At 67.4% G+C, this 6,067-nt stretch carries 5 protein-coding genes and 1 pseudogene; 3 read left to right on the plus strand and 3 right to left on the minus strand.

Going from position 1 to position 6,067, the window contains the following annotated elements:
- Positions 1 to 431 (plus strand): flavoprotein (locus FOE67_RS13755; RefSeq protein ID WP_182664063.1); only part of this gene is annotated, 431 nt, incomplete at its 5' end.
- Between the two features lie 363 nt (positions 432 to 794).
- Here the strand turns inward: FOE67_RS13755 and FOE67_RS30050 are convergent.
- Positions 795 to 923 carry a hypothetical protein gene (locus FOE67_RS30050; RefSeq protein WP_267133330.1) on the minus strand — a complete coding sequence of 43 codons (129 nt, stop codon included), beginning with the start codon at positions 921 to 923 and terminating at the stop codon, positions 795 to 797.
- Between the two features lie 358 nt (positions 924 to 1,281).
- On the opposite strand from FOE67_RS30050, the gene FOE67_RS13760 reads away from it, so the two are divergent.
- Positions 1,282 to 4,224, plus strand: a complete 2,943-nt coding sequence (locus FOE67_RS13760; protein ID WP_182664065.1) for an RHS repeat-associated core domain-containing protein — start codon at positions 1,282 to 1,284, stop codon at positions 4,222 to 4,224.
- A gap of 524 nt (positions 4,225 to 4,748) precedes the next feature.
- Complete coding sequence (locus FOE67_RS13765; RefSeq protein WP_182664067.1) at positions 4,749 to 4,955, plus strand: hypothetical protein; 207 nt, start codon at positions 4,749 to 4,751, stop codon at positions 4,953 to 4,955.
- A 32-nt stretch (positions 4,956 to 4,987) separates the two neighbouring features.
- Here FOE67_RS13765 and FOE67_RS13770 read toward each other — a convergent pair whose 3' ends face one another.
- Both FOE67_RS13770 and FOE67_RS13775 read right to left on the minus strand, forming a co-directional pair.
- Entirely contained in the window at positions 4,988 to 5,290 is a 303-nt protein-coding gene (locus FOE67_RS13770) for a GIY-YIG nuclease family protein (protein ID WP_182664069.1), read from the minus strand.
- A 74-nt stretch (positions 5,291 to 5,364) separates the two neighbouring features.
- Positions 5,365 to 6,067, minus strand: a pseudogene (locus tag FOE67_RS13775) (mobilization protein); the annotation flags it as partial.

Genomic DNA, 6,067 nt, shown 5'->3' on the forward strand with positions numbered 1-6,067 from the left:
GTCTGGTCCTGTCGCCCACGGTGGCGGGGTGGTGGGAGGGTCGGTTGGGGGAGTTGGAGGAGTTGACGGGGCATCCGGTGCGGTGGCGTTACACCCGGCCGGGGGAGTCCGGTGGTCTTCCGCCGGCGGACGCGATGCTCGTCGCGCCGTTGACCACGACCAGTGCGTGTCGTTGGGCGGCCGGTATCACCGACACGCTGTCCCTCGGTCTGCCGGCGGAGGGTGTGCACCTGGGTGTGCCGGTGGTCGCGATGCCGTTTTGGAGCACCGCTTTGGGTGCTCAGCCGGCCGTGCCCCGTGCGGTGGCCTGCTTGCGCGAACAGGGTGTCCGTGTCCTCCTCGGCGGTCCGGAGGGCTACGAGCCCCACCCGCCGCGCACCGGCGACGCGGCGGCCTTCCCCTGGCACCGGGCCCTGGCAGCATTGCCCTGACCCGACGCCCCGCCGGCATCGGTGCCAGGGGGCCCCGAGGCCCCGTCGGGGCCACAGGGTTCTATTGCAGGGGTGGATGTCGTAGCCCTGAGGGTGAAACGCGCCCCTTCTTCTCATCCGTTTCATGGAACCACTCGACCGGCCACGAATTGTCCTTGGTCCGGGGTGGCTTGGGCGTCATCGGATCTGTGCCGGTGTGCAACTGATGAGGATGCGGCCACGGGAGTGGTGGACTTGGGGTCCGGGGCCCCGCCACGGTCGGGACCCCGGCGGCGCCAAGGGGGCAGTATCTCCGGTTCGCCCGTTTCTGGCGGAGAGCTGGGGAGGGTTGGATTGGGAGCCATTTTCGGACGTGTGTGCGAGTCATTCGGTGCAGGTGGTGGTTGCCCAGAGGGATTTCCGCTGCTCGTCCCCCTGCGGGAAGCCGGGCGTGTCGTCCGAAATGGCACCGTGAGGGATCTTGATTTCGGGGTACGAGGCGTAGCCGATCACCACTCATCGTGACAGCCTCTGCGGGGCCTGCCACATGGCCCGGCCATTCACCGTCTCTTTCCGTGGGGAGAAGATGTCGCTTCAGCGTGTCCCGGGAACCCCGCCTCGGCGTTCCCGCTTCTCGTTCGACCGACCCCTGGCCGCCTCGCTCCTCGTCTCGGCCCTCGCTCTCGGCCTCTTACCGGCAGCGGCCTCTGCTCAGAGCACCGATCGACCGGAGCCTCCCGTGGTGCCCACCGGGACCACTCGTCCTCCGGAGTCCCGTCCCTCCGAAGTTCCGCCTCCGCGGCATCCGGAAGGACAATATGGGCGGGAACGGTCTTCCGAGGCCACGCGAGAAGCCACTCCTCTGGTGTGGGTGTCCGAGGGGCAGGGCGAGGTTCCCTGGCACGAGTACGCGGAGGAACGGCTCACCGATGCCCTGGTGATGCGGGTCAACCTCTCGAACGGCAACTTGATGTTGGCCGCCACCGATTACGACATCGCCGGAGTCGGTCGCAATCTTCAGCTCACCCGAACCTACAACTCGTTCCTCGGCCCCTACGGCTCTACCGGGGAGCGCTGGTGGGGGAACTTCGATCGGTATCTGGACGACTTCTTCACCAACACCGTCCTGGTGTACGACGAGACCGGTGCCACCCTGCGTTACGACCGGGAAGAGGACGGTTCCCTCACCACGCCGACCGGCTACGCCAAGGATCTCGAGCGCAATGAGGACGGCACCTGGACTCTGACCGATCGGAAGACCGGCGGAAAGGAGGTCTTCGACGAGGACGGCTCCCTCACCGAGGTGAGGGACCGCAACGGCGGTTCGATCACCGTTGAGAACCACCATGATGGGGACGGCGGGTGGATCGGCCTCCGGGCCACCGAGACCCGCTCCGATCGGTGGGTCGACTACACCGAGGACGCGTCCGGTTCATGGCGGGCCGAAGACCACACCGGTAGAACAGCTCTGCACACCGTCGACCGCCACAGGCGCCTGGTCACCACCACCGACACCTCCGGAGCGGAGACCCGGTTCACCTACGACGAGGACGACCGCGTCACAGGGGTCACCACCCCCGAGGGACGTCGCATCGCGTTCACCTATGACGGCTGGGACCGCGTCACGTCCGTGCAGCGGATGACCGAGGGTGAGACCGGACCGACTTGGACGTACTCCTACTCCGCCGACTCGCCTTGGGAAGCGGGCAGCACCACTGTCACCGACCCCGAGGGCGACGAGACGGTGTACGAACACGATGGGGACGGCCGGGTCACCTCGGTCACCGACCCTCTCGGCCATACCCGCTCCCGCAGCTGGGACGCCCGGCACAACGTGACCACCGCCACGGACGCGATGGGCACCGGCACCTCCCCGGGAAACGTGACCACCTACGGCTGGGACTCCCGGGACAACCTGACCTCCATCGAACTGCCCACCGGAGCCACCGCCGCACTCTCGGAGTACCAGACGATCGCCGACGCGGACCTGCCCGGCACCCTTACCCTCCCAGACGGGCAAACCACCGACTACTCCTACGACACCCGAGGCAACACCGTCTCCGTGACGGTGGCAGGAGAAGGCGGGGGCACCCGAACCTTCACCCACAACTCTGCGGACCCCGAGTGCGGCGGCTTCCAGGGTCAGCGATGCACCGCCACCGACGCCAACGGCAACACCACCTCGTTCACCTATGACGATCGAGGCGATCTCACCCGGGCGGAACCACCCGCCCCGATGGGCGCCACGCGGTACCGCTACGACGACCTCGGTCGCCCCGAGGCGGTCACGGACGGAAGGGGCATCACCGTCCACTACACCTACGACGACCGGGACCGGGTGATCACGGTGGACACGGCCTCCTACGCCGAGGTCGAGTACTCCTATGACGGTGACGGCAACCTGATCTCCCGTACAGACCCGACCGGTACCACGGAGTACATCCACGATGCTCTCGGGCGGGAGACACTTCGCACGCTTGCGGACGGTTCCACCACGGTGCTCACCCATACCGCCGATGGTCACGTCGCCTCGCACACCGACGCCGGCGGAACCGTGGAATACGACTACGACGCCGCCGGACGACTCACCGAACTGACCGACCCGGCCGGGCGGACCACCACCTTCACCTATGACCGCAACGACCGACGGACCGAAACCGTCCTCCCGGGCGGCACCGAGCACACCATCACCAGGGACGCCTCCGGACGCCCGACCCGCATCACGGCCATCTCCGACGCGGATACCCTGTTGGACCTGGAGTACTCCTACACACGCGCCGTCGACGGCGTCGACGAGGACGGCACGAAGATCCGGGCATTGACCGACCACGCAGCCGACACCCACACCGTCTACACCTACGACGCCGCCGGGCGGCTCACCGAGGCCGTGGAGGAGACCTCGGCCGGCACGCAGTCCGCGGCGTGGCGGTACTGCTTCGATCCGGCCGGTAATCTCACCGCCCGGGCCGAGGAGGAGGACACGTGCGAGGAGGGCGCCACCTACGGCTACAACGCCGCCTCCCAGCTTGTGACCGTCAACGGTGAGGAGAACGGCTGGGCATACGACCGGGCCGGGAACGAGATGGATGCGCTCTCCACGCTGCCCCGCTCCGACGCCGGGTATTCGGAGCACGGTCAGCTGAGTCGTCTCACGGCGGGAGGCACCACGTGGAGCCTGGCCCATGCCGACACCACACAGGAGGAGCGCACCCGGCTGGGCGACACCCGTTTCCGCAACGGCCCCCTCGGTGTCACCGAGCAGTACGACTACGCGCAGGAGGCACGGATCGGGTTCATTCGTGAGCCGGAGGGCACGTTGCACTCCATGACCACCGACGGCGATCGGTACCACTACTACCTCACCGATGCCACCGGCTCCGTCCTCGCCATGGTGGACGACACCGGTGAGCCCACCCACACCTATGCCTACACCCCCACCGGGGAACTCCGCGACACGGCCGAGGAGGTTGGCCAGCCCTACCAATTCGCCGGCGCCCACCATGACCCGACCGGGCTCTACAAGATGGGTGCCCGCTACTACGACCCGCACCTGGGCCGCTTCACCCAACCCGACCCCAGCGGCCAGGAACCCAATCCCTATCTCTACGCCCTCGGCGACCCCGTCAACCACACCGATCCCACCGGTCTATGGACAATGACCGACACCGTAGCGGTGACGTTTGCGGTGGCAGGCTTGATTACCGCAGTTCCTACAGGAGGGGCATCTCTCACGGTGGGAACTGCAATCGGTCTCACGGTGGCACAAACTGGTGTCGCTTTTGCGGTTGGATGTGGGATCTCGGGTAATTGTTGAAATGATCGCTTCTTCGGGAGGGTGAAGAATGGTGGAGCGAAGGAGAGCTGAAGCAGGCGCTTCGGCTGCGGTAATTGCACTCTTCGCTGCTTTGGCTGTCAGTATTTTGGCGGGAGATGAAAACCCCGGAATCCGTCTATTTTTTTTGGTTTTGTCCGGGTTTCTGGTTTGCGGATTGGTGGCCTATAGGGTGAAAACGTGGAGGTCGCGCGGGGAAGGGTGAATCTTGCCTCTTCGCTTGATTGCTCCATGGTCTTCGATGGAATCTTCGCCAGCTTGTGGTGGTGATTGATTGGCTGGTCGCCGGATTTCCGATGGGGTCGAGCGGGGCAATTGATAGAGTGTCCCTCTCGGGTGGTGAATGGTGGAGATATGGCTCTCCGCCTACTGGGAATCTTGGCTCGCTGTGGCCCGAGCAGAGATCGTTCGGGCCACAGCGATAAGTGTGAAACCGGAAACTCCGGTCAGGTTGCCAACCCCTCTTCAAAAGGTGAAATTTCGCAGTCGGTCTGCCGGCGGAGGGTGTGCACCTGGGTGTGCCGGTGGTCGCGATGCCGTTTTGGAGCACCGCTCTGGGTGCTCAGCCGGCTGTGCCCCGGGCGGTGGCCTGCTTGCGCGAACAGGGTGGCCGTGTCCTCCTCGGCGGCCCGGAGGGCTACGAGCCCCACCCGCCGCGCACCGGCGACGCGGCGGCCTTCCCCTGGCACCGGGCCCTCGCGGCACTGCCCTGACCCCCTGTCCCGACGCCCCGACGGCATGGACCCTACGGCTGCGGCGGGGTGGCCGGGCGATGACGGGGCCGCTGGTTGTAGCCGCGGGACGGGTCATTCGCACCGTGCTCGACGATGAGTTCGTTCTCGCGGCGGAACACCTCGCTGTTCGTGGCGGTGTCGGATTCCCAGAGAATCTGCTTGCGCAGGGTGAAGTCCCGTAAGTCGGCGCGGTCGAAGTCGCGATCGAGGAGTTCCTTGGAAGGACTGCCGAAATAGGTCAGTCGGCTGTCCGTGCGGTCCGAGCCGATGTAGATCTTCCCGTTGGGGTACGTGATCTTGTAGATGACCTTCATACCGTGACGGTAGCGCCACGCACCGACAACACCGGCGGTTTCGGCGTTCTCGGAGCTCGGCGGTGTCCTGTCGCTCACCGCCCTCGTCGTGTGGTGACCGTTGTGGACGGTACGCCCGGGGTGGCGGCAGGCTTTTCCGCTGCCGGACGAGCGAGGGGGTGCCCGTTCCGCGCGGTGAGGACGCGGGTGCTGGGTGGGGTGCGGTGGCCCAGGCGGTGGAGGCGCCAGGTGAGGACCCGGGCGGGGTTGTCGGCGTCGGTGAGGGGGCGTTGGCGGATGGCGTGGTCGAGGAGGTCGGCGGGGTTGTGGCCGGCGTGTTCGGCGGCGGCGATGGTGGCGGTGAGCGCCGGCCAGGCGGGGTCCCGGAGGACGCGGTCGGCGTGTTCGGGGAGGCTGTGGCGGATGTGGTGCGCGTAGCGGGCCGTGGTGGGCGCGGGCGGGGCCGCGGCGGCCAGGATGCGCAGGGGGCGTTCGGCGGCGGCCCGGTGGGCGGTGTGGATGTGGCGGAATGCCTCGCGGGCGGCGGCCTCCTGTTGGGCGTGGTGGCGGCGGGAGTGCCAGTGGTGGGCGAGGACGACGGCGAAGAGGACCGCGTCCAGGAGCATGGCCAGACCGGTGCCGTCGGTGTCGGTGGGTTGGTGGAGGAGTTGGCGGCCGGCTCGGCGCAGGGCGGCGGCGGAATCGTGGTCCGCGCGGATGCGGGAGCGGGTGGCGCGTTCGAAGGCGTCGGCGGCCTGTTGGAGTTGGTGGCGCAGGTGGTCGGGGGTGGTGTGGGGG

This window comes from Streptomyces calidiresistens (genome assembly GCF_014141525.1).
Taxonomy (GTDB): domain Bacteria; phylum Actinomycetota; class Actinomycetes; order Streptomycetales; family Streptomycetaceae; genus Streptomyces; species Streptomyces calidiresistens.